The sequence below is a fragment of the Serratia sp. Ae19-1 genome (genome assembly GCF_059801225.1).
In genome coordinates this window covers 126565-148258 of record NZ_JBCHWD010000009.1, presented here as the reverse complement: position 1 = coordinate 148258, position 21694 = coordinate 126565, and the positions used below count along the sequence as shown (strand labels likewise).

Genomic DNA, 21694 nt, shown 5'->3' with positions numbered 1-21694 from the left:
CGGCGGGTTCGAAAGGATTGGAACAATGAAAAAAGGTTTAATGCTGCTTTCTCTGCTGGTGGCTTCGGTGGCCGGCGCCGCCCATGCCGATGACGCAGCGATCAAAAAAGCGCTCGCCGGTCTGGGCATCCAGCAGGCGGACGTGCAGCCTTCGCCGGTCGCCGGTCTGAAAACGGTGCTGACCGACAGCGGCGTGCTGTACGCTTCCGAAGACGGCAAGCACATTCTGCAAGGCCCGCTGTTCGACGTCAGCGGCAAAGAGCCGGTCAACGTGACCAATCAGCTGCTGAGCACCAAGCTGGACGCGCTGAAAGATCAGATGATCGTTTACAAGGCGCCGAAAGAAAAACACGTGATCACCGTGTTCACCGACATCACCTGCGGGTACTGCCACAAGCTGCACCAGCAGATGAAAGAGTACAACGATCTGGGCATCACCGTGCGTTACCTGGCGTTCCCGCGCCAGGGGCTGGCCTCCCAGGCTGAAAAAGACATGAAGTCAATCTGGTGTACCGCCGACAAGGCCAAGGCGTTTGACGCCGCCATGAAGGGCGACGCCATCTCCCCGGCGACCTGCAAAACCGACATCAGCAAGCATTACGAGCTGGGCGTGCAGTTCGGCATTCAGGGCACGCCGGCGATCATCCTGGAAAACGGCATGATGATTCCAGGCTATCAGGGGCCGAAAGAGATGGCCGCCATGCTGGACGCGCACCAGGCCGCTACCAAAGCCGGTGGTTAATCGCCGGTGAGTATCAAAACGCAACTACGCCGCCGCCCGGCGGCGGACGACACGCATCTGCCCGCCAGTTTGCCGCCGTTGCTGCGGCGGCTTTACGCCCTGCGCGGCGTGCAGGCTGAGCAAGAGCTGGAGCGCGGCGTCAAAGGTATGCTGCCCTGGCAACAGCTGGACGGCATCGACGCCGCGGTCAGCCTGCTGCAACAGGCGCTGGCTGACGGCCGCCGCATCATGGTGGTGGGCGATTTCGACGCCGACGGCGCCACCAGCACTGCGCTGACGGTGTTGGCGCTGCGCAGCATGGGCGGCGCTGCCGTCGACTATCTGGTGCCGAACCGCTTCGAAGACGGTTACGGCCTGAGCCCCGAAGTGGTGGAACAGGCGGCGGCGCGCGGCGCGGAGCTGATCGTCACCGTCGATAACGGCATCTCCTCCCACGCCGGCGTCGACGTGGCGCACGCCAAAGGCATGCAGGTGCTGGTGACCGATCACCACCTGCCGGGCGAGACCCTGCCGGCGGCCGAAGCGATCGTCAATCCCAACCTGCGCGGCTGCGCCTTCCCATCCAAGTCGTTGGCCGGGGTAGGCGTCGCGTTCTACCTGATGCTGGCGCTGCGCGCCCGGCTGCGGGACAGCGGCTGGTTCGAGCAGCGCGTCCTGGCGATGCCCAATCTGGCGGAACTGCTGGATCTGGTGGCGCTGGGCACCGTGGCCGACGTGGTGCCGCTGGACGCCAACAACCGCATTCTGGTGTATCAGGGGTTAAACCGCATCCGCGCCGGCAAATGCCGCCCAGGCATCCGCGCGCTGCTTGAGGTGGCCAACCGCGACGCCCGCCAACTGGCGGCCAACGATCTCGGTTTCGCTCTCGGCCCGCGCCTCAACGCCGCCGGCAGGCTGGACGACATGTCGATCGGCGTGGCGCTGCTGCTGAGCGACGACATTGCGCAAGCGCGTATGCTGGCCAACGATCTCGATGCGTTGAATCAGACGCGCCGCGAGATCGAGCAGGGCATGCAGGTGGAAGCCCTGCAGCTGTGCGATCAGTTGGAGCGCACCAGCACCGAGCTGCCTTACGGGCTGGCGATGTATCACCCGGAATGGCATCAGGGCGTGGTGGGCATCCTCGCTTCGCGTATCAAAGAGCGTTTCCACCGTCCGGTGATCGCGTTCGCGCCGGCGGGCGACGGCATCCTGAAAGGCTCAGGCCGTTCGGTGCCAGGCCTGCACATGCGCGACGCGCTGGAGCGGCTGGATATGCTGAACCCTGGGCTGATGATGAAGTTCGGCGGCCACGCGATGGCGGCCGGGCTGTCGCTGGAAGAAGCCAAATTCGACGAGTTCCGCGAGCGTTTCGGCGAGCTGGTGGGGGAGTGGCTCGATCCGGCGATGCTGGAAGGGGTTATCTGGTCTGACGGCGAACTGGCGATGCAGGAGCTGTCGCTGACGACGGCGGAGCTGCTGCGCGAGGGCGGCCCGTGGGGCCAGGCGTTCCCGGAACCGACCTTCGACGGCAAGTTCCGCATTCTGCAGCAGCGGTTGGTGGGCGAGAAACACCTGAAGCTGATGGTGGAGCCGCTCGGCGGCGGCCCGCTGCTCGACGGCATCGCTTTCAACGTGGACACCACGCTGTGGCCGGACAGCAGCGTGCGCGAAGTGGAATTGGCCTACAAGCTCGACGTCAATGAGTTTCGCGGCAACCGCAACGTGCAGCTGTTGATCCAGCATCTTTGGCCGCGCTGAAGTGAAATTGCGTTCATGCGCCGGCAAGTGGCCGGTGCATGAACGCACCATCAGTTTCGTGGCGAGATGATCAGGCTGGCGACCCCTTTCTGTTCGATAATTTCCAGCATTCTTAGCGCGGAACCCTGAGGTTTTACCGCGTTGCGTTCCCATTTTTGTACGCTGGTGGTCGACATGTTGACCACGGCCGCCAGATCGGCCTGGCTTAGGCCAAGCCGCTTGCGCAGCATTTTGATGCGTGCACCGTCCATTTGCTCACGCTGTTCACGCTGGGTATTTTGCTCTTGCGCCTGTACGCGCGCATCGATGTTGCGCATCGTATCGTCTGAGACGGCGCCTACCTCATGGAAACGTTGCGCCATTTTTTGCAGCCTGAGCAGGCGATTTTCAGTCATCGCATTTCACCTCTCGCAGGTAACCGCTATCGATGGCTCGTTTGATAATTTCCGGCGGCATGGCAAGAAAGTCTTTGGCGAGTTCACGATAGGTTGCCAATTCATCATCGTTAATTTCTTTTGCACCGCTCTGTTTTACGGTGTTTTTTAGCCATCCATCAACAAAATACTGATGATGTCCGCGTTTAAACGCCACGACCGATCGGGCGCCGCCCCGTTTACCCCGATTGAGCGGAATGCGTTTCTTGTAGACGCCGCCGCCCAGATCGCCGTCATGGTTGCCATGTTCAAGTTCGTGAGCCGCCGTGCAAATCTTTTTATCGACGATGCGATTTTTCTTCATAAATTTGTCGAAATCATCCGTGATGAAAATGTCCATATTGGCAACGCCTGTCCCTGAGAGTCATCGTGGTGACTATAGTCTTAATGGCTACCTTGCTCAATACTTGAACAGCTTAGCGGCGTAGTGGGCATAAGCAATAAAACGCTGACGAAATTCCAGCTCATCCTGCCACCCGCTTTGCTACCCGATCGCCACAAAAACTGACCAACTCGCTATAAACTGCCGCCCGGATCCGTTAGAATTAGCGGTTCCAATGGCATTCCGCCATCGACGACATCAACGTAAAAGAACGAAACCATGTTTGAAATTAATCCGGTAAAAAACCGAATTCAGGACCTGTCCGAGCGGACTGCGGTTCTTAGGGGGTATCTTTGACTATGATGCCAAGAAGGAACGTCTAGAAGAAGTCAACGCCGAGCTGGAGCAGCCGGACGTTTGGAACGATCCTGAGCGCGCACAGGCGCTCGGCAAAGAGCGCGCCGCGCTGGAAGCCATCGTTGAAACCATCGATCAACTGCAGCAGGGCGGCGAAGACGTCAGCGGGCTGCTGGAACTGGCGGTGGAAGCCGACGATGAAGAGACCTTCAACGAAGCGGTCGCCGAGCTGGATCAACTGATCGCCAAGCTTGAGCTGCTGGAATTCCGCCGCATGTTCTCCGGCGAATACGACAGCGCCGACTGCTACCTGGACATCCAGGCCGGTTCCGGCGGCACCGAGGCGCAAGACTGGGCCAGCATGCTGCTGCGCATGTACCTGCGCTGGGCCGAAGCCAAAGGCTTCAAAACCGAAGTGATCGAAGAGTCCGACGGCGACGTCGCGGGCTTGAAATCGGCCACCATCAAGATCATCGGCGACTACGCGTTCGGCTGGTTGCGCACTGAAACCGGCGTGCATCGCCTGGTGCGCAAAAGCCCGTTCGACTCCGGCGGCCGTCGCCACACCTCGTTCAGTTCGGTGTTCATCTACCCGGAAGTGGACGACGATATCGATATCGATATCAACCCGGCGGATCTGCGCATCGACGTGTACCGCGCCTCCGGTGCGGGCGGTCAGCACGTCAACAAAACCGAATCCGCCGTACGTATTACTCACCTGCCAACCAACATCGTGGTGCAGTGCCAGAACGATCGTTCTCAGCATAAGAACAAGGATCAAGCGTTTAAACAGCTGCGAGCCAAGCTGTACGAGTTTGAGATGCAAAAGAAAAATGCTGATAAACAGGCGATGGAAGACAACAAGTCCGACATCGGCTGGGGCAGCCAAATCCGTTCTTACGTGCTGGATGACTCCCGCATCAAGGATTTGCGCACCAACGTCGAAACGCGTAACACGCAGGCCGTACTGGATGGCGACCTGGATAAATTCATTGAGGCAAGTTTGAAAGCCGGGTTATGAGGAATAGAAATGTCTGAACAACAAGTACAGGGCGCCGATCAGGCGCTGGATCTCAATAACGAACTGCAGTCCCGCCGCGAGAAACTGGCCGGCCTGCGCGAGAACGGCATTGCGTTCCCGAACGACTTCCGTCGCGATTCCACCTCCGACAAACTGCACGCTGCGTACGGCGATAAAGACAACGAAGAGCTGGAAGCGCTGGGCGTAGAAGTGACCGTTGCCGGTCGCATGATGACTCGCCGCATTATGGGCAAGGCGTCCTTCGTTACGCTGCAGGACGTGGGCGGCCGCATTCAGCTGTACGTCGCGCGCGACGATCTGGCTGAAGGCGTGTACAACGACCAGTTCAAAAAATGGGACCTGGGCGATATCCTCGGCGCGCGCGGCAAGCTGTTCAAAACCAAGACCGGTGAACTGTCGATCCACTGCACCGAACTGCGTCTGCTGACCAAAGCGCTGCGCCCGCTGCCGGACAAATTCCACGGCCTGGCGGATCAGGAAACCCGTTACCGTCAACGTTATCTGGATCTGATCGCCAACGAAGAATCGCGCAACACTTTCAAAGTGCGTTCGCAGGTGATGTCCGCTATCCGTAACTTCATGGTGGAACGCGGCTTCATGGAAGTCGAAACCCCGATGATGCAGGTGATCCCGGGCGGCGCGTCCGCGCGTCCGTTCATCACGCACCACAATGCGCTGGATATCGACATGTACCTGCGCATCGCGCCGGAACTGTATCTGAAGCGTCTGGTGGTCGGCGGCTTTGAGCGCGTGTTCGAAATCAACCGCAACTTCCGCAACGAAGGCGTTTCTCCGCGTCATAACCCAGAGTTCACCATGATGGAACTCTACATGGCTTACGCGGATTACAAAGACCTGATCGAACTGACCGAGAGCCTGTTCCGCACCCTGACCGAGAAAGTGCTGGGCACCTCTCAGGTGCAGTACGGCGACGAAGTGTTCGATTTCGGCAAGCCGTTCGAGAAGTTGACCATGACCGAGGCGATCAAGAAATACCGTCCGGAAACCGATCTGGCTGATCTGGCCGACATGGGCAAAGCGGTGGCCATCGCCGAATCCATCGGCATCAAGGTTGAGAAGAGCTGGGGTCTGGGCCGCGTCGTGACCGAGATCTTCGAAGAAGTGGCGGAAAGCCATCTGATTCAGCCGACCTTCATCACCGAGTACCCGGCAGAAGTGTCGCCGCTGGCGCGCCGCAACGACGTTAACCCGGAAATCACCGACCGCTTCGAGTTCTTCATCGGCGGCCGTGAAATCGGCAACGGCTTCTCCGAGCTGAACGACGCCGAAGACCAGGCGCAGCGTTTCGCCGATCAGGTGAACGCCAAAGATGCCGGCGACGACGAAGCTATGTTCTACGACGAAGACTACGTTACTGCGCTGGAGCACGGCTTGCCGCCGACTGCCGGCCTGGGCATCGGTATCGACCGCATGGTGATGCTGTTCACCAACAGCCACACCATCCGCGACGTGATTCTGTTCCCGGCGATGCGCCCGCAGAAGTAATCCCGTTTAGCGTGCAACAACCGGTGCAGGCAGCTGCGCCGGTTTTTTTTCGCCCACGGAACTTAACCGCTTAAAACATCGACAGTTACGCGCCATCTCCGCTTGCCCGCCGCCGATAACCGGTTATAATGCCTGTCGCACACCGATGCGGGTGTAGTTCAATGGTAGAACGGCAGCTTCCCAAGCTGCATACGAGGGTTCGATTCCCTTCACCCGCTCCAAAATCTCCTTATGTATCATTTCATTAAGTTATAACCACTTTCAGAAAAGACGATTTCTCACCGAACCGCATTACCGTTTGGGTATCGAGTTGGCTTGTGATCATCTCACCCCCTGGTCCTGCGTTTTGGCGCGATAAACAACGCGCCACCCAAGCCTGACGCGGGTGTGAGCCGCCGTCGCTGCCCACACCGCGCTATTGCCGCTTAACTCCACTTCTGTTTAGCCCCGGATGGCAGGCGGTCGTCGGTTTCTCCGCCGGCGCGATCGCACTCTTTCGGCAGCAGGAAGGTGATGGTGCCTGCCAGCAGCAGCGATACGGCCAGCGCGCAAACCGCGACGTTCTGCCCATACAGATAAATCATGACGCCCACCAGATAGGGGCCGCAGAACCCACCGAGATTGCCCAGCCCGTTGATCACCCCGCGTGCGCTGCCGGCGACTTCTGCCGACGCAATGCGCCCGGGAATAGACCAGAATGGACTGGTCGCCGCTTTAAGGAAGAAGCCGCACACCACCAGCGCGATATAAGCGGCCACCACGTGCTCATGCAGAATTACCGAGGCCACCAGCGCCGCCGCAAAACAGTACAGGGAGATCCTCACCCATAAACGGCGTTTACCGCTGCGATCGCTGAACAGCGAAATCACATAAATCCCCGCCAGAGTGGCAATAAACGGCAGGATCGCCAGCACGCCAACATTAGCCATGCTGCCGCCGGTCAGGTTCTTCAAGATGGTGGGCAGCCACAACGTATAACCATAGTCACCGGTTTGGTAGAAGAAATTCAGCACGACCAGGCGCATCAATCCTTTGTTACGGAACACGGCTTTGAGCGGCGCTTTGGCCGCCGGCGCCATCCCTTCTCGCGCTTTGCGCTCCCGGGCCAGCTCGGTCAATAGGTATTCGCGTTCCTTGGCCGGTAGCCAACGCGCTTCTTCCGGGCGGTCACTGATCACCAGCCACCAAATGGTCAACACCACGATCGACAATAAGCCTTCGATAATGAACAGCCAGCGCCAGTCGAGGGCGGCAATAATCGCGCCGGAAACCGGGGCGGTCAGCATCCCTCCCAATGGCGCAAACATCATGACAAAGGCATTGGCCCGGCCCAGTTCTTTTTCCGGGAACCAATTGCTTACCATGGTCAGCACCACCGGCAACATCCCACCTTCGGAGACTCCGAGAATAAAACGCAGCGCGAGCAACTGATATTCATGGGTGACAAACCCGGTAGCGATAGAGACAATCGCCCAGGCCACGAGCGACCAGGCAATAAAACGTTTGCCGCTACCGTAAACCGCCAGCCGTCCGCCGGGAATCTGCAGAAATAAATAACCAATAAAAAAGATACCGCTGGCCACGCCAGCCATCTGGCTGGTAATGCCTAAATCCTGTTCCATGCCGCCCGGCAGAGCAAAGCTGATATTAACGCGATCCATAAATGAAATAATGCAGGTGATAAGGATCGGCGCGATAACCCGCAGCCAGCGAGTTCCTGGTATTTTATCGGTCATAGTAACGCCTCGATGATATCCGCCACGATAAGCGGATATTTTGTTAGGCTGAATAAAAATGATGGTTCGCCATTCAGGCGATCATTTTTATTGAATTAAGCCAGGAATATCCTGATGGGAAAAATAACCAGCCAGATTATCCAAAACGGATTGGCTCATTCCCTGGCGGGTTTCTACGGTAGCGCTGGCCACGTGGGGCTGAAGCAGAACATTCTCGAGAGCCAAGAGCGCCGCCGGTACATGGGGTTCGTTTTCAAATACGTCCAGAGCGGCCCCGGCGATAACATGATTTTGTAACGCCGTTATCAGCGCCGGTTCATCGACCAGGCTGCCGCGGGCGATATTGATAAGCCAGGCGCGATCGGGCATGGCGGCAAATACGCTAGCATCAATAATCCCGCGGTTCTCCGCACTGCCAGACGCCGCGATCACCAGAAAATCACTCTGTGCTGCGAGCGCGTGCAGATCGGCGCACCACTGATAGTCCAGGCCGCCTTTGCGCTGGCGATCGGTATACAGGACGGTCATATCAAAGCCTTTGGCTCGTCGGGCGATGGCTTGGCCGATGTTCCCCATGCCAAAAATGCCGATGCGTTTGCCGCTCACTTTGGTCGCCAGCGGCGGCGGCGTCGTTTCCCAGCGGCCTTCACGCACAAAGCGGTCCCCTTGGCACAGGCGGCGGCTGGCGGACAGCAGCAGCCCCATCGCCAGATCGGCCACATCATCGGTCAGCACGCCGGCGGTGATCCCGACGCGGATATCACGCTCCCGGGTGTAGTTGAGATCGATAGCGTCTGTGCCCACCCCAAAGACGGCAATCATGCCGGCCTGCGGCAGCTGTTCCAGCGTCTCTCGGGTGACCCCCACATCGCCACGGGTGACCACCGCCCGAACCTCTGCGCCATGGCGAGCCAAAAAGGCCGGAATGTCAGATTGTTCATAGAGACGGAATACCCGGTAACTGGCGTCCAACGCGATCTGTAAAGCGTCCATGACCGGCGCGATAAGTAAAACGGTAGGTTGAGTGTCAGTATGCATGGTTGCGATCCTGTCTGAAAACAAAATGGGATATCTTGTATCAGACGTTTTTTTACCGCTTATTTTTGCGATCTGTATCACGCCAAAGAGTGTTAAAAAACCGTGTTACTGCTGGCGTGATCTGGTGTGCAATTTCATTATTTCTGTCAGTTATTATCAGGGGAAATAAGCACATTATGCCGGTGGCCGGGTCAGTGAAACCTATCAACCCTGTTGGAATCGGTGAATATCCAGCGATTATCTGCTGTGGATCACAGGATAGGTAACGTCGTTTCGTAACATGCCATTAAGTGATTTTTGTCATGTTTTTAAGCAGCTAAAAGCCGTGAGATAGGTCGGCGCTTATTCCGTCATGTCAAAGACGATCCCGCAACGGCTCAGACTGTCGGCGGAAAACCTCCCTCATCCACCTCCTGAATAATGGTGCACGAGTGCTATTTCAGATGTTGCACAAGGGCTCGCCCCTCTCGTAAATACGGCTAACGTTTGGCGTTTAAATATTGCGTCGGGTCGAATCCATTTACGACATAAATTACGCCGAGTTATTTTCCGGGTAATTCGTCGCGCGTTTTTATTATGTCATTAATGCACCGTGAGTTTATCGTCGGTGCAAAAAACGGCAACGCCATAACACCTTGATCTTTTAATGCTATTCCTCATTTAGATGCCATTTTTCATTTTGGTTTGCATGCATTCTGATACATATTAAAAAAAACTATACAAAAACATAATTATTTTGGAGCTAACTATGTCGTTGCAAACCGTGCTTACCCGCAGGGAGGCGCTGGCAAAAATGGTGGGCGTAATCGTCACCGCCAGCCTGTTACCTTATTCAAATATTACCTATGCGGAACGGGCTCAGATTGCCGCTTCGCCCATTGAATACGCGCAATTTTTGCAAATTTCGAGGAAAATTACGGCGTTTGACGATCTGGACGTCACGCTCTCCGCCCGCTATTTTTCTGCACTGCGCGAGCATTTTCCGCAGCTGAACCCACAGCTCAACGCCCTGTTCATCCTGAGCCAACAAACCACAGATGCGGAAGCCTTTAACCGGAAGGCGATCGAGCAGGGGCAGAGTGAGCTGATCCAGGCAATTGTGACCGCGTGGTATACCGGAACCGTAGATCCTTCAAACGCCGAACATGGCCAGCTGATCGCCTATAAAGAGGCGCTGATGTACCGCACGGTGCAGGATGCTTTGATTGTGCCGACCTGGTGTAATTTTGGCCCCCTGTGGTGGACCGGCCTGCCGCCGGGTGTTACCCGCCAACCCGCCATTCCCGCAACAGATTTGCCTGCCTTATTTGCCGAAAAAGATAAGGAGCCCGCGTGAAAAGCCCAATCATAAATGCTGCCAGCGATGCTGAAGCCGATGTCGTCATTGTCGGTTCCGGCATCGTGGGCGGCCTGATGGCGGATACTTTGGTGAGCCAGGGATATTCGGTGCTGGTGCTTGAAGCCGGCCCGCGCATTGAGCGCGCTCAGGCGGTGGAAAACTGGCGCAATATGCCGCTGCACAACCGTGCGGGGTCGGACTTCCAGGGACTTTACCCTCAATCGGAGTACGCCACCGCGCCGCTCTATTTCCCGGAAAACGACTATATCAAGCTGACCGGCCCCAATGGATCTGGTTTTAAGCAGGGTTACTTGCGCGTGGTGGGAGGAACCACCTGGCATTGGGCAGCCTCCTGCTGGCGTAATCACCCCAATGACTTTCGCATGAAATCCCTCTACGGCGTAGGGCGAGACTGGCCGATTTCCTACCAGGAAATCGAACCGTGGTACGCCAAAGCCGAAGAGGAGATCGGTGTTGCCGGCCCGAACAACCCGGAGTGGCAGTCCCCTGCGGAACGCAGTGGGCCTTACCCGATGGACATGGTGCCCTGGGCCTACGGCGACCGGCGTATCGCGGAGATTGTAAATCCTCACGGTTTCAAATCGGTGCCCATTCCGCAAGGTCGCAGCACTCGGCCCTGGAATGGGCGGCCCACCTGCTGCGGTAACAACAACTGCCAACCGATCTGTCCGATCGGAGCGATGTACAACGGCATTCACCACGTTGAACGGGCCGAACACAAAGGGGCGAAGGTGATCCCCGAAGCGGTGGTGTACAAAATCGACACCGACGACAATAACCGCGTCACTGCCGTCCATTGGTACGATACCACGCACCGCTCTCATCGGGCGATCGGCAAAGCGTTCGTTCTGGCCTGCAATGGGATTGAAAACCCGCGCCTGCTGCTGCTGGCGGCCAACGAAAAGAACCCGAACGGCATCGCGAACAGCTCGGATCAGGTGGGGCGCAACATGATGGACCACTCCGGCCTGCACTGTTCCTTCCTGGCGCGTGAGCCTCTGTGGGTTGGCCGCGGTCCGGCGCAGAGCAGCTGCATGGTGGGGTATCGCGACGGCGCCTTCCGCAGCGACCATTCCGCCAACAAGATCATCATCAATAACATCAATCGGGTTATCCCATCCGCCCTGGAGGTGCTGAAAACGGGCAAGGTCGGCAAGGCGCTGCAGGAGGAAGTGCGCGACCGCGCCAGCCGCTCGGTGGATCTCTCCATCAGCCTGGAACCGCTGCCGGATCCGAATAACCGCCTAACGCTGAGCCCAACCCGCAAAGACAAACATGGCCTGGCTTGCCCGGACATCCACTACGACGTCGGCGACTACGTGCGCAAAGGGCTGGAAGTGGTCAAAACTCAGCTGCGCCAGATCGGCGACTTGTTTGATGCGCAAGAGTTTGTGATTAACGACAAGCTGAATGCCAACAACCACATTATGGGCGGCACGATCATGGGCAGCGATCCCAGCAACTCGGTGGTGGACGGTAACTGCCGTGCTCACGATCATGACAATCTTTGGATCCCGGGCGGAGGCGCGATGGTTTCGGCCAGCGTCGTCAACACCACGTTGACGATGGCGGCGCTTGGGCTTAAGGCGGCCAATGACGTACTGCGCGCCCTGGAGAGCAAATGAATAAAGTAACCCACTCGTTGGCGGCGGCGCTGCTGCTGGGATGCGGCCTCGCGGCGCACGCTCGGGACGGCGATCTGATCGCTAAAGGGCAGGCGCTGGCTATCGCCTCGGACTGCATGGCCTGTCATACGAATGCGCAGCAGCAGGGCAAACCTTTTGCCGGGGGATATGGCATCGCTTCCCCGATGGGCACCATCTACGCCACCAATATTACCCCATCGGTGAAATACGGCATCGGTGGCTATTCCGAAGCTGAGTTTGCCGATGTGCTGCGATCCGGGATCCGCAAAGATGGCTCGCATCTCTACCCGGCAATGCCTTACACCGCCTACACCCGTCTGAGTGATGACGAGATCCATGCGCTGTATACCTACTTTATGCATGGCGTCGCCCCGGTCGATGAACCGGCCGAGCACTACACCGATCTGCCGTTCCCGTTCAATATCCGTCTCTCCATGGCGGTGTGGAATATGCTCTATTTGGACAATCGGCGGTACGTCGCGGATCCGACAAAGGATGACGCATGGAACGAAGGGGCCGCGCTGGTGCAGGGCCCGGCTCACTGCGGAACCTGCCATACGCCGCGTAATGTGCTGATGGCGGAAGACAACTCGCGTTTCCTGATGGGGGCATCGTTGGGTGCCTGGTACGCGCCAAATATCACCGCCGATCGTCAGGAGGGCATCGGCAGCTGGAGCGAGCAGGAGTTAATGGACTATCTGAAAACCGGCCGGGTGGAAGGGCGCGCGCAAGCGGCGGGGCCGATGGCCGAGGCCGTTGAGCACAGCTTCCAATACCTTACCGACCGGCAGCTGCGGGCGATAGCGATTTACCTGAAGAGCGTGCCTGCGCAGGGCGACGATCGTCAGAGCGCCAGTCTTAGCCTGGCGCACTACAACGTCGAGCGCAACCTGCGCGGCGTGAACTCGCCCAACGCCAACCACACGCTCAATAGCGGCGAGGCGCTTTACAGCGGTTACTGCGCCAGTTGCCATCAGCCGGACGGCAGCGGCAGCCTTAACCAGGCCTACCCATCGCTGTTCAATAACTCCACCACGGCAGCGAGCAACCCGTCAAATTTGATAGCCGTTATTCTGCAGGGGGTCGATCGCCGGGTTGACGGTAAGCATGTGTTGATGCCGAGCTTTGGGGCCGGTTCTTACATCGGCGAGCTGACGGATAAGCAGGTGGCCGATATTGCGAACTTCGTGCTGCAGAAATACGGCAACAGTAGGCTGAGCGTGACCGAGGCCGACGTGAGTGAAGTGCGCGCCGGGGGGCCGAAACCGCTGTTGGCACGCGCGCAGCCGATGATTCTGCCGGGCATGGCCGGCGGCGCGATAGTCGTCATCCTGCTGATACTATTTTGGCTCCGTCGCCGTAAGGCGCGTTAAGGGGAGGGAACGGCCAGGTGGGCGACGCCGCCTGGCTGAAGTTGAACGGCGCAAGGCGGGCTTTTCCGCAGACGAAACCGGCAGGGCAAGCTATATCGTCTCCCCCATCGACAGGCGATAGTGGAGATCGACGTGCTCAATGGTCGGCAGCCCTTTGATTTTCTTTATGATGATCTCTGTCGCCACTTTCCCCATTTCATACCGTGGCGTCAGTACGCTGGCCAGTTTGGGAGTAATGACCTGCCCGATCTCAAGACCGTGAAATCCGGCAATGGCGATTTGCGCGGGGACGCGGATGCCGTTTGCCAGGCACTCCTGCAGCACCCCCACGGCCAGATCGTCATTGGTGCAGAGAATACCGTCCATATCCGGATACATTTGGCTCGCGAGCGTCATCATGCCTGTCCCGATCGAAATGGAAGAGACCTTATTGGGGGAAATGCGCCCGGTAGGTAAATCCTGGTTCGCCATCGCCTGGCAGTATCCCGCATAGCGCTGTTCATCGCGGATATCAGACATTGAACCAAAATAGATAATGCGCTTTTTACCGCTAGCCAGCAGCATGGTGGTCATGTCATAGCCGGCTTTGACATTGTCAAAACCCACGTTAATTCGATCTGCGTTGCCCGATAGCCCCATAATTTCGGCAACGGGTATCTTCGCCGCCCGCAGGAATTTTTCCGCCCGCAGGCTATGGACCGACTCGGTCAGCAGCAGCCCTTTGATCTTAAAAGCCAGAATGGCGGCAATTTGCTCCTCTTCACGTTTGCTGTTGTAGTCATAATTGACCACGAGCGTCTGATAGCCCTGCACAGACGACACGGATTCAATGCCCGCAAGCACGTCAGCAAAGATCAGATTGTTAAAGGAAGGGACCAGAACGCCGATCAGGGGAGGGCTGTTGGCAGAGAGGGTCGGGTTGTCAGGATCGGCCTGATAGCCGACGTCCTCGATCACGCTGGCAATGCGCGCCGCCGTTTCTGGTTTCACCCTCTCCGGCGTGCGCAGATAGCGACTGACCGTCATTTTAGTGACACCCGCCAGTACAGCTATGTCATTTAACGTAATTCGCTGCGACTTCACCATTGATTCTCATCTGACCCAGACCGTGTTTGTCATTATGCCGACTGCCGAGTCAAAAGAGAATGCGTGCAATGTGCTGTCTCCGGGCGTCGGGCGGCTACCGCAAGATGCGCCGTTCTCGCTATCTTTTCCATGCCATACCGGCATTAATAGGCTCTTTTCCTCGCAGATCATGACGGTTTGATATCAAGGGAGGAAAAGGCCATTTACCCCTTTGCGGCCCGCCCAATGGGGTGAGCGGGCCGATGCTGCGGTTAACTGAGGATATCTTCGGCGATCGTATCGAACAGCGTGTCGATCTCGCCCTGGGTGTTGTAGTGCATCATGCCGATGCGCAGCACGCCGCCCTCTTGCAGCCCCAACTGCTGAACCAGGCCCAGCGCATAGAAATGTCCGCTGCCGGCGCAGATATTGTGCTGCCCCAGGCGGCGGGCGATCGCGTCAGGCGTATGACCATCGAAGGTCAGGGCGAAGGTCGGCGTGCGACGTGTGCTGTCCGCCTGCGGATTACCGTAGAGCCGGATGCCGTCGAGCATCTGCAGCCGTTGCAAAAAGTGGCGGCACAGCGCCTCTTCGTGCCGGTGGTAAGCGGCGAAGCTCTCCTGTAGACGCTGTCTTAACGGCGCGCCGGGCGTGCCCCATTGCGCCAGATAGTCGATCGCCGCCGTGACGCCGGCCAGCGCCTCGAAGCTCTGCGTGCCGGTCTCGAAACGGCCGGGGCCGACGTCGGTGGCCGGTTCGACTTTGTACGGCTGCAGACGCTGCAGCCACTGCGGCGCGATATAGGCCATGCCGACGTGCGGGCCGAAGAACTTGTAGGCGGAACAGACCAGGAAATCACAACCCAACGCCTGTACGTCGATCAGGTTGTGCGGCGCATAGTGTACGGCGTCGACATACACCTGTGCGCCCACCCGATGTGCGGCTTCGACGATGGTTTTGATATCGACGATGCTGCCGGTGACGTTGGAGGCGTAGCTGACCGCCACCAGGCGGGTGTTGGCGTTGATGCGTTCACACACTTTCGCGGCGTCGAGGGAACAGTCGGCGTGCTCCAAGGCTATCTGATGCAGCACAGCGCCTTTATCGGCGGCGGCTTGCCGCCAGCTGGAGACATTGGCGTAGTGATCCAGCGCGGTGACGATGACCTCATCGCCGGCCTGCCAGTCACGGCTGATAGTGCGGCTGAGGTGAAAAGTCAGCGTGGTCATGTTCATGCCGAAGACGATGTTGTCGGGTGACGGCGCATTTAACAAGGCGCGCACCGATTCCCGCGCCTGGCCCATCACCTCGCCGGTGACGCGGCTGGAGAAGTAGTGGCCGCCCAGGTTGGCGTTGTATTTCCCCAGGTAGTCCGTCATTTTTTCCAGCACGCCCCGTGAGACCTGCGCACCGCCGGGGCCGTCGAAAAAAATCACCGGCTTGCCGTCGATCTGCTGAGACAGGGCGCTGAACTGGCTTCGGGCGAGCTCGGGCGTAAAGATCATGCTTTCTCTCCCCGGGCGGTGAGGACGAAGAGATCCAGGTAGCCTTCTTCTTGCGGGCTCACGGCGTTGATCGGCGTGGCGTTATGCCACAGTTTGCTGTCCGCCAGCAGCACGGCCTCGCCGTCCGCCAGCGCTTTTTTAAAGAAGGGATCGTGATGGCTGTCGTCGTACAGCATGATTTCGCCGCCGACGATGTTGTGCCGGTGAATGGCGATCATGGCGATATGGTCGAAACCGTCCTGGTGAATGCCTTCCGGCGCCACCAGCGTATCTTTCTGGATGGCGACCACGCGCATTTGGTGGATCTCTATCTCGGTGCCTTCCGGCAGCTCGTTATTTTCGGCGAACAGGTTGCACATCTCCGCCATGCCGGCGCTCTGCAGCACGGCGCTGTCGATAGGTTCGAAGCGGCGCACCACGTTGCCCTGGAAGTGGTTGATCTGATCGGACTGCATGAAGGTGCGCGGCCCCACTTCGGCGACGTTGGGGTTGAGATATTTGACGACCGAATAACGGCGCAGGCGATATTTGCCATCGGCGTGTTGCGTGTGGGGCAAGAAGGAAAACGAAGGCATCAGTTGTTGGGTGGCTTGTGGGCTTAGTACAGTCATACTTATTACGTTTTCGTGTTTCTGTAACATAATCACCTCTAATAATAATAATTTCTGATGTTGTAGGGGGTAATTCGATTGAATTGTAGACGACTCTATAACCAACGCAATTTGAGGTTGGCGAGGTGTGATGGCGGTCGTAAAGCTGGATGAACGCGAAGAGCAGAAGGGGCGTACCAGGAGGGGGCGACACGGCGCGGCCTATTCCCCGCGCAGCAGCTGGCACGGGGTGACTGCATGGTCGAAACGGTCAGAAGGTTTCGAAATAGAGCTCGCGCAACAGCCAGGAAATTTCATTATTGGTGCGGTTCAGGGTATCGATTCTGTGAACCCCTTTCGCTTCGGCGCGCAGATCGAGCAGCAGATTACGAATCTGCTGAAACAGTGGGGTTTGCGGGCTCGGCTTGGCTAACTGTTGTCCGCACAATTTGATACCGGCGTCGCAACCGGTGGCGATGTCCGCCAGGCAGCATGGGCAGACGGTTTGTTGACGCGCCATATTACGGCATTGCTGCCCGATTACCTGATTGAAGTGGCGCAATTGCAGGCAAACTTCACGTGAGTTCAGCGGGTTGGAATGGGTAGTCATCGGCTTCAGCTCCCTTGTCTTCACCTATATTGGCACTTACCGATGAAGATAACCACGGACAAGCTGCGGGGGTATCGCGTTGTTTTGCCTGGAAACGGCGGAGAAGAGGAGGCGAAGTGACGGCCCGCCGGCGGCGGGCCGGTAGGGTCAGGCGCGTTTGAACAGGTTCGCCGCCTGGAACAGCGCAAAGGAGCTGACCAGCATCTCGATGCCGACGATCGCCGTCACCAGCGTGACCGATGCCGCCGGGCCTGAGCCGATCAGCATCCAGGCGATGATCAAATCGAGTACGCCAATGACGTACTGCAACCAGTTGCCCGGCAATCCGCGGCGCATATAGCCAGCCGCCAGGCGCGCGATGCCGCCGAGCGCGAACAGCACGGCAAGGTACACCGCCAGCGCCAAAATGCCCGCCAGCGGGCTGGTGATGAACACATAGCCGATAATCAGGTAGGCCACGCCCAGTAAAATGCCGCCGATCATCGGCCAGGTATTCTGCGCCCGATTGGCGATCATGGCGATAATCAGCCCGGCGCCGCTCAACAGCAGCAGGACGCCCACCACGATGCTCAACGCCGCGCCGGAGGCGAAAGGATTAACCAGACACAGTATGCCGCCGGCCAGCAGCAGGAAGGCGATGATCAGCAGGGTGGTGCGTTGCTTTTTGAGCAGATCTTCGCTCAGGAGGGGCAAATTATTGCGGTCGAGGTTCAACATGACAGTACTCCATTTCGTCGTTGGGTAATAAATCAGTCATCCTTACCTGTTTAGCATAGACCGTCTGGGGGTTTTTGACTGACCCGGCGCAAATGTTACACTGTGCGGCTGACGCGCATCAGAACCGAAACGACGACCGAGGACAGGATTTGAGCACAGGAAGCAAACTGGCAGGGTGGCGCCGCATCGCGGTGTGTCTGACATTGGGGCTGCTGTTGGCCGGGTGTTCGGGTAAAAACACCTACAACCGCGACTACGACAAACTGCCGAAGGGCAGCTACACCGGCAAGTCCTACACCGTCAAACGGGGCGATACGCTGTATTACATCGCCTGGATCACCGACAGCGAAGTCAGCGATCTGGCCAGAATCAACAAGATACGCGCGCCCTATAATCTGGAAGTGGGGCAGAAACTGCGGCTGAGCGGCGGCGCGCCGACCAAAACCGCCGCCACGCGCCGTAAAACCTCTTCTTCTTCTGGCGCGATCGCCAAGCAGACGCCGCCGCCGGGTGCCGCTCGCTGCTGGCGCTGGCCGACCAGCGGCCGGATCGTGCAGGCCTACTCCAATTCAGATGGCGGCAACAAGGGCATCGACATTGCCGGCAAACGCGGCCAGCCGATCTACGCTTCCGCCAAGGGCAAAGTGGTGTACGTCGGCAACCAGCTGCGCGGCTACGGCAACCTGATCATGATTAAGCACGGTGAAGACTTTATCACCGCCTATGCGCACAACGACACTACGCTGGTGCGCAACGGCCAGGATGTGAAAGCGGGGCAGAAGATCGGCACCATGGGCAGCACCGGCACCGATTCGGTGTTCCTGCATTTCCAGATTCGCTACCGCGCCACCGCGCTCGATCCGCAGCGTTATCTGCCGCCGCAGGGGTCGTCGCCATCCTGTTAACGTCAATCAGGCTCCTTGCGGAGCCCTAGCCTGTTGACCAGGGAGGGAAAAGCGTGGTTTTTCCTCCCTGGTGGTGAACAGCCGAAAATCAATGCATTGATTTTCCTTATTTTTTATAGGTTGCCTTCTGTAAGCCCGGCTACGGCATCAGATTTGCTATTAATTTCAGGCTCCTTGCGGAGCCTGAGATGAGTTATTTCAGCGGCAGATAAAGATCGGTCACCAGTTCATATTCTGCCACCTCGTGCACGAAGTTGTGGTAGTGGAAATAGAGCGGGAAATCGCGCAGTTCCTCGCCGCTGGCCGGCAACCACTCGCGGTACAGATAGTGGGCACTTTCCGAGAGCCCATCCAGCGAGCCGTGATGGCGCAGCACCGCGCAGCGCCCGGCCGGCAGCGTGCCGTTCACCACGCCGAAGGCGTTGTCCTCCGGGATCGGCATAGTGACTTCGCCGCAAATGAAGAAGTGGAAGTCCTGCGCTTCGGTGATGGCCGGATCGTGCGGCGCGATGCCGTAAGTGCGGCTGCTTCTGACCGGCGACAGGCCGCTGGTTTTGCGCCACTCGATAAAGCGTGCGGCGGTTTCGTTGACCAGCGCGGGCGGGCCGCTATGTTCGATCATCGCCACCGGCGTGGCCGGAAAATCGACAATGTCTACCTTCATGGGTTGTTTCCTTTTGTGTTTCGGTTCGGGAAAGCGCTGTTGCCAATCGATCCAGGCCGGCTGTTTGCGAAACTGGCTCGGCGTTTGGCTGAACGCCTGTTTGAAGGCGCGGCTGAAGGACTCCGGGTTCTGAAAACCGGCGTCCAGCGCGATGTCAATCACCGGCTCCAGCGGGTTATACGCCAGGCGGTACGAGGCGCGTTTAAGCCTCATCCACTGGATATAACGCCACACCGAGATGCCACAATACGCGCTAAACTGGCGTTGAAAATGAAAGCGCGAAAAATGGGCCACTTCGCTCAGTTTTTCGACGGTGAGCGCCTCGTCCAGGTGGCGGTCGATATAGTCAAAGACCTGCGCAAAGCGTTTTGCATACGAGTGGGTCATGTGATTGTCTCCTCCATGCCTGAACTTTGCCCGAACCGCCGCCGCGTCTCCTGACGGATGATGCTGAGTTGCCATTGCAGGAAAACGGGATGGCTGCGGCGTTTGCCGCCGGCCAGGCCAAAATCATAACCCCGCGCGGCCGTGCGCCGCGAGCCCGACCGAGAAGATGAATATTACATGATGGATCGTTCCCGTTTGCTGAAATTCCTGCTGCCCTATCTGTGGCCGAAAGACAACCCGCGGCTGCGTTGGTATCTGGTGGTGGCCTTCGTGTTCATGGTGGCGGCCAAGGTCAGCACCACGCTGGTGCCGCTGGCCTACAAAGCGATGGTCGATGCGCTGAGCGGCGAGACGGCGAAAATGCTGGCGGTACCGCTGGGGCTGATCGTCGCCTACGGCGTGGCGCGAGTGGGCGGCGCGCTGTTTGAGGAGCTGCGCAACGTGATGTTTATCCACGTCAGCCAGAACGCCACGCGCCTGTTGGGCGTGCGGGTGTTTCGTCAGCTGCACGCGCTGAGCCTGCGCTTCCATCTGGAACGCCAGACCGGCGGGCTGTCGCTGTCCATTGAGCGCGGCACCCAGGCGGTGTCTACCGTGCTGTCGCGGCTGCTGTTTTCTATCGTGCCGATCCTGTTCGAACTGACGTTGGTCACGGCGATTATGTGGCACATGTTGAACGGCTGGTTCGCGTTGGCGATCCTGGCGACGGTCGGCTGCTACATCCTGTTCACCGTGCTGGCGGTGAGCTGGCGCACCCGCTTTCGCCGCGAGCTCAACAAGGCCAATGCCGACGCCAACAGCAAATCCATCGACAGCCTGCTGAACTATGAAACCGTGAAGTACTTCGGCAATGAAGAGTTCGAGGCCGAGCGATTCGATCTGTCGCGCAGGCTGTATGAATACGCCGCCATCAAGAACCAATTCAGTTTTACCGCGATTAACCTGGGGCAAACCGCCATTATCTCGATCGGGCTGATCGTGATGATGACGATGGCGGCGCAGGGGATTACGCGGGGGACGATGACGGTCGGCGACTTCGTGCTGGTTAACGCCTACCTGTTGCAGCTGTATCAGCCACTGAACTTCTTTGGTTTCATCTACTCGGAGGTGCGTCAGGCGCTGATCGACATGGAGAACATGTTCGATCTGCTGCAGGAGAAGCGCGAAATCGTCGACAGCCCGGATGCGCAGCCGCTGCGTCTCGATCGCGGCGAAGTGCGGTTCGATGCGGTCAGCTTCGGCTACGACGTGCGTCGGCCGATCCTCAAACAGGTGAGTTTTGCCATACCGGCGGGCCACACGGTGGCGGTGGTCGGCGCCTCCGGCGCGGGCAAGTCCACGTTGTCGCGCCTGCTGTTTCGCTTTTACGACGTGCAGGGCGGCGCCATTACCCTCGATGGCCAGGACATTCGCCAGCTGACCCAGGCCAGCCTGCGGCAGGCGATCGGCATCGTGCCGCAGGATACGGTGCTGTTCAACGATACGCTGCGCTACAACATCGGCTATGGCAAAACCGGCTCCAGCGATGAAGAAATAGAGCGGGCGGCGCGGCTGGCGCATATCCATGATTTTATTGTCGGTCTGCCTGACGGTTACGATACCCGGGTGGGCGAGCGTGGGCTGAAGCTGTCGGGCGGTGAAAAGCAGCGGGTAGCGATCGCGCGCACCATCCTGAAAAATCCGGCCATTCTGGTGTTCGACGAGGCGACCAGCGCACTCGATACCCAAACCGAGCGCGAAATCCAGGGCCACCTGCGCGAGGTGAGCCGCAACCACACTACGCTGGTGATCGCCCATCGGCTCTCCACCGTGGTGGACGCCGATGAGATCATCGTGCTGGAGGCGGGAGAAATCGTCGAGCGCGGGGGGCATGAGGCGCTGCTGGCGGCAAACGGCCGCTATGCTGCGATGTGGCAAACCCAGTACAGCGAAGATCACGAACTGAGCTGACGCCG

General features: G+C 58.4%; 19 protein-coding genes and 1 tRNA gene. 10 read left to right on the top strand and 10 right to left on the bottom strand.

Annotation, left to right across the window (positions count from 1 at the left end; genetic code table 11):
- Positions 1-25 precede the first annotated feature (25 nt).
- Positions 26-742, top strand: coding sequence for a bifunctional protein-disulfide isomerase/oxidoreductase DsbC (gene dsbC / locus AAIE04_RS22095; protein WP_063917967.1), 717 nt, complete (start codon positions 26-28; stop codon positions 740-742).
- A 6-nt stretch (positions 743-748) separates the two neighbouring features.
- Positions 749-2482, top strand: a complete 1734-nt coding sequence (gene recJ / locus AAIE04_RS22090; RefSeq protein ID WP_498577689.1) for a single-stranded-DNA-specific exonuclease RecJ — start codon at positions 749-751, stop codon at positions 2480-2482.
- A gap of 50 nt (positions 2483-2532) precedes the next feature.
- Here the strand turns inward: recJ and AAIE04_RS22085 are convergent, their stop codons facing one another.
- A complete protein-coding gene (locus AAIE04_RS22085) occupies positions 2533-2877 on the bottom strand; it encodes a helix-turn-helix domain-containing protein (RefSeq protein WP_154747451.1) in 345 nt (114 codons plus the stop codon).
- Positions 2870-3256: a type II toxin-antitoxin system RelE/ParE family toxin gene (locus tag AAIE04_RS22080; RefSeq protein ID WP_154747452.1), complete on the bottom strand. Its 387-nt coding sequence runs from the start codon at positions 3254-3256 to the stop codon at positions 2870-2872. Before AAIE04_RS22080 ends, AAIE04_RS22085 begins: the two co-directional genes overlap by 8 nt.
- Positions 3257-3517: 261 nt before the next feature.
- On the opposite strand from AAIE04_RS22080, the gene prfB reads away from it, so the two are divergent.
- The 3 genes from prfB to AAIE04_RS22065 all read left to right on the top strand — a co-directional run bounded on the left by prfB (position 3518) and on the right by AAIE04_RS22065 (position 6364).
- Positions 3518-4616, top strand: a protein-coding gene (prfB, locus tag AAIE04_RS22075; RefSeq protein ID WP_197668307.1) for a peptide chain release factor 2 whose coding sequence is annotated in 2 segments (ribosomal slippage) — positions 3518-3592 and positions 3594-4616 — 1098 coding nt in all. Because the reading frame shifts where the segments join, the coding sequence is not laid out codon by codon here.
- A gap of 9 nt (positions 4617-4625) precedes the next feature.
- A complete protein-coding gene (gene lysS, locus AAIE04_RS22070) occupies positions 4626-6143 on the top strand; it encodes a lysine--tRNA ligase (protein ID WP_019455668.1) in 1518 nt (505 codons plus the stop codon).
- Positions 6144-6290: 147 nt separating this feature from the next.
- Positions 6291-6364: transfer RNA gene (locus AAIE04_RS22065), tRNA-Gly, on the top strand.
- Positions 6365-6568: 204 nt separating this feature from the next.
- Here the strand turns inward: AAIE04_RS22065 and AAIE04_RS22060 are convergent.
- Positions 6569-7879, bottom strand: a complete 1311-nt coding sequence (locus AAIE04_RS22060; RefSeq protein ID WP_019455669.1) for an MFS transporter — start codon at positions 7877-7879, stop codon at positions 6569-6571.
- Positions 7880-7966: 87 nt separating this feature from the next.
- A complete protein-coding gene (locus AAIE04_RS22055; RefSeq protein ID WP_498577699.1) occupies positions 7967-8917 on the bottom strand; it encodes a 2-hydroxyacid dehydrogenase in 951 nt (316 codons plus the stop codon).
- Positions 8918-9665: 748 nt separating this feature from the next.
- Here AAIE04_RS22055 and AAIE04_RS22050 point away from each other — a divergent pair.
- The 3 genes from AAIE04_RS22050 to AAIE04_RS22040 are packed head-to-tail and all read left to right on the top strand — an operon-like array spanning position 9666 to position 13296.
- Positions 9666-10253, top strand: a complete 588-nt coding sequence (locus AAIE04_RS22050; protein WP_019455671.1) for a sugar dehydrogenase complex small subunit — start codon at positions 9666-9668, stop codon at positions 10251-10253.
- Positions 10250-11902, top strand: a complete 1653-nt coding sequence (locus AAIE04_RS22045; protein WP_498577688.1) for a GMC family oxidoreductase — start codon at positions 10250-10252, stop codon at positions 11900-11902. Before AAIE04_RS22050 ends, AAIE04_RS22045 begins: the two co-directional genes overlap by 4 nt.
- Positions 11899-13296 carry a c-type cytochrome gene (locus tag AAIE04_RS22040; protein WP_198636929.1) on the top strand — a complete coding sequence of 466 codons (1398 nt, stop codon included), beginning with the start codon at positions 11899-11901 and terminating at the stop codon, positions 13294-13296. Before AAIE04_RS22045 ends, AAIE04_RS22040 begins: the two co-directional genes overlap by 4 nt.
- A gap of 90 nt (positions 13297-13386) precedes the next feature.
- On the opposite strand, the gene AAIE04_RS22035 is transcribed toward AAIE04_RS22040, so the two are convergent.
- The 5 genes from AAIE04_RS22035 to AAIE04_RS22015 all read right to left on the bottom strand — a co-directional run bounded on the left by AAIE04_RS22035 (position 13387) and on the right by AAIE04_RS22015 (position 17783).
- Positions 13387-14379 (bottom strand): LacI family DNA-binding transcriptional regulator, encoded by a 993-nt coding sequence (locus tag AAIE04_RS22035; RefSeq protein WP_025160221.1) that lies wholly within the window; start codon positions 14377-14379, stop codon positions 13387-13389.
- Between the two features lie 254 nt (positions 14380-14633).
- On the bottom strand, positions 14634-15866 hold the full coding sequence (locus tag AAIE04_RS22030; protein ID WP_498577687.1) for a cysteine desulfurase-like protein: 1233 nt from the start codon (positions 15864-15866) through the stop codon (positions 14634-14636).
- Positions 15863-16477, bottom strand: a complete 615-nt coding sequence (locus AAIE04_RS22025) for a 2OG-Fe dioxygenase family protein (RefSeq protein WP_230329007.1) — start codon at positions 16475-16477, stop codon at positions 15863-15865. The genes AAIE04_RS22030 and AAIE04_RS22025 overlap by 4 nt, the downstream gene beginning before the upstream one ends.
- A gap of 250 nt (positions 16478-16727) precedes the next feature.
- Positions 16728-17066: a hypothetical protein gene (locus AAIE04_RS22020; protein WP_074056032.1), complete on the bottom strand. Its 339-nt coding sequence runs from the start codon at positions 17064-17066 to the stop codon at positions 16728-16730.
- 147 nt (positions 17067-17213) lie between these two features.
- A complete protein-coding gene (locus AAIE04_RS22015) occupies positions 17214-17783 on the bottom strand; it encodes an HdeD family acid-resistance protein (protein WP_498577686.1) in 570 nt (189 codons plus the stop codon).
- 149 nt (positions 17784-17932) lie between these two features.
- Between AAIE04_RS22015 and actS the strand changes: the two genes are divergently transcribed.
- Entirely contained in the window at positions 17933-18688 is a 756-nt protein-coding gene (gene actS / locus AAIE04_RS22010; protein WP_498577685.1) for an amidase activator ActS, read from the top strand.
- A gap of 193 nt (positions 18689-18881) precedes the next feature.
- On the opposite strand, the gene AAIE04_RS22005 is transcribed toward actS, so the two are convergent.
- Positions 18882-19739 carry an AraC family transcriptional regulator gene (locus tag AAIE04_RS22005; protein WP_211130057.1) on the bottom strand — a complete coding sequence of 286 codons (858 nt, stop codon included), beginning with the start codon at positions 19737-19739 and terminating at the stop codon, positions 18882-18884.
- A 180-nt stretch (positions 19740-19919) separates the two neighbouring features.
- On the opposite strand from AAIE04_RS22005, the gene AAIE04_RS22000 reads away from it, so the two are divergent.
- On the top strand, positions 19920-21689 hold the full coding sequence (locus AAIE04_RS22000) for an ABCB family ABC transporter ATP-binding protein/permease (protein WP_074056076.1): 1770 nt from the start codon (positions 19920-19922) through the stop codon (positions 21687-21689).
- The last annotated feature ends 5 nt before the right edge of the window (positions 21690-21694 follow it).

What these genes read in the sequence shown, in the direction of transcription:
- dsbC (WP_063917967.1), top strand. Translation starts at nt 26, where the DNA reads ATGAAAAAAGGTTTAATGCTGCTTTCTCTGCTGGTGGCTTCGGTGGCC.
- AAIE04_RS22085 (WP_154747451.1), bottom strand. Translation starts at nt 2,877, where the DNA reads ATGACTGAAAATCGCCTGCTCAGGCTGCAAAAAATGGCGCAACGTTTC.
- AAIE04_RS22080 (WP_154747452.1), bottom strand. Translation starts at nt 3,256, where the DNA reads ATGGACATTTTCATCACGGATGATTTCGACAAATTTATGAAGAAAAAT.
- lysS (WP_019455668.1), top strand. Translation starts at nt 4,626, where the DNA reads ATGTCTGAACAACAAGTACAGGGCGCCGATCAGGCGCTGGATCTCAAT.
- AAIE04_RS22060 (WP_019455669.1), bottom strand. Translation starts at nt 7,879, where the DNA reads ATGACCGATAAAATACCAGGAACTCGCTGGCTGCGGGTTATCGCGCCG.
- AAIE04_RS22055 (WP_498577699.1), bottom strand. Translation starts at nt 8,917, where the DNA reads ATGCATACTGACACTCAACCTACCGTTTTACTTATCGCGCCGGTCATG.
- AAIE04_RS22050 (WP_019455671.1), top strand. Translation starts at nt 9,666, where the DNA reads ATGTCGTTGCAAACCGTGCTTACCCGCAGGGAGGCGCTGGCAAAAATG.
- AAIE04_RS22040 (WP_198636929.1), top strand. Translation starts at nt 11,899, where the DNA reads ATGAATAAAGTAACCCACTCGTTGGCGGCGGCGCTGCTGCTGGGATGC.
- AAIE04_RS22030 (WP_498577687.1), bottom strand. Translation starts at nt 15,866, where the DNA reads ATGATCTTTACGCCCGAGCTCGCCCGAAGCCAGTTCAGCGCCCTGTCT.
- AAIE04_RS22025 (WP_230329007.1), bottom strand. Translation starts at nt 16,477, where the DNA reads ATGACTGTACTAAGCCCACAAGCCACCCAACAACTGATGCCTTCGTTT.
- AAIE04_RS22020 (WP_074056032.1), bottom strand. Translation starts at nt 17,066, where the DNA reads ATGACTACCCATTCCAACCCGCTGAACTCACGTGAAGTTTGCCTGCAA.
- AAIE04_RS22015 (WP_498577686.1), bottom strand. Translation starts at nt 17,783, where the DNA reads ATGTTGAACCTCGACCGCAATAATTTGCCCCTCCTGAGCGAAGATCTG.
- AAIE04_RS22005 (WP_211130057.1), bottom strand. Translation starts at nt 19,739, where the DNA reads ATGACCCACTCGTATGCAAAACGCTTTGCGCAGGTCTTTGACTATATC.
- AAIE04_RS22000 (WP_074056076.1), top strand. Translation starts at nt 19,920, where the DNA reads ATGGATCGTTCCCGTTTGCTGAAATTCCTGCTGCCCTATCTGTGGCCG.